A 1695-nucleotide genomic window follows, 5' to 3' on the forward strand; every position below is an offset into this window, starting at 1 on the left:
AAAAAACAATGATAAATTCTAGCTTTTTTAGTTGACAAAAACATCTTTTTTATGATATAATATATATGTGTTGAAATGTAAAAAAGAGGTGATTGATTATGTATTTTGAAAGATATAAATCTAGGGGTAATTCTTACTACAGGTTATCAGAAAATATGAAATTAGAAAAAGACGGAAAGACTAAAGTAGTAAAAAGATTAATTAAAAGTTTTGGTAATTCAAATAAATATGAATACTCATTTGAAGAGATAAGAGAAAATTTTAAAAATGGTATTGCATTAATTCCTGGATTAGAACCATATATTGATTTGAATGGTAAAATTCTTTTAAATCTAAACAAAAATGATAGAGCCGTTGTCAAAAACATAGGTTATTTAATCTTAAACCAAATATTTAATGAACTTGGATTAAGTCAGATATTTACATTAGAAAAATCTAGGAAAAATTTAAAATATGATGTACTAGGCTTAGCCAAATTACTTGTATTTAATAGGATATTAAAACCAAGTAGTAAAATAAAAACATTTGAAAATAAAGATATATTTTTATCTAACATTACTTCTTCAAAAGATTTTAGAGAAATATATGATGTATTAGATCTATTTCATAGTAAAAAAGATAAAATAATAAATTCTATGAATAAAAATATTGAAAGTAAAATAGGTAGAAAATATGATTTTTTGTATTATGATGTAACCAATTACTACTTTGAAATTGATAAAAAAAATGAAGATGTAATAGATGAAGAGACAGGAGAAGTAATAGAATGTGGACTTAGAAAACTAGGAGTATCAAAGGAAAGAAGAAAAGACCCAATAATACAAATGGGTATGTTTTTAGATAATAACTCTATACCAGTATCATATGAACTTTTTAGTGGAAATACATTAGATAAAAAAACTCTTGCACCAATATTAAATGGTACATCAGAATTTAAGAATAAGAAAATTTTGTTTGTTGCAGATAGAGGTATGATTAATGGTGGAAACGAATTAAATGTTACGCGTTTAGGTAATGATTATCTTTTTGCAAAAGGTGTTAGACAATGTAATAAGAAAATTAAAAAATGGGTAATTGATGAATTTGATTATGAAATAAAAAATAATGGTTTCAAATACAAGTCTAAAATAGTAGAAAGAAATGTAAAAGATACAGATAGTAATAAAATGATAAAAATAAAAGAAAAAATGCTAGCATTTTGGAGTAAAAAATATTATGAAAAGGAATTAGCAGAAAAGAAATCCTTTATTGAAACATTGAATAAATATATAGAAAATCCATCATCAATACCAGCAGGTAAAAAGAAAGGATTAGATAAATATATAGTAACAATACAAGTAGATAAGAAGACAGGAGAAATACTAAATACAAAAGAAATAAAACAAATAAATATGAAAAAACTAGAAGAAGAACAAAAATATCTAGGTTATTATACATTAATAACATCAGATTTAGAAATGAAAGAAGACGAGATGTTAAGAATATATAGGGGACTAACACAAATAGAAAATTGTTTTAGAATAACTAAAAGTGAGTTAGAAACAAGACCTGTGTATTGTAGTACTAAAGAACATATAAAAGGTCATTTTTTAGTATGCTATATAGCCTTAACAATAATGAGAATAATACAAAACAAAGTATCAAAAATGGAAAATAAGAAAGATATTAATGTATGGAGCGAAGGAATAAGTTCGG

General features: G+C 23.7%; 1 protein-coding gene. It reads left to right on the top strand.

The window, feature by feature from the left end; all coding sequences use genetic code 11:
* Nucleotides 1-98: 98 nt before the first annotated feature.
* Nucleotides 99-1695, top strand: a 1597-nt coding sequence (locus AWT72_RS08490) for an IS1634 family transposase (protein WP_067143604.1), incomplete at its 3' end; no start/stop codon positions are given.

The organism is Oceanivirga salmonicida, assembly GCF_001517915.1.
GTDB classification, from domain to species: Bacteria; Fusobacteriota; Fusobacteriia; order Fusobacteriales; family Leptotrichiaceae; genus Oceanivirga; species Oceanivirga salmonicida.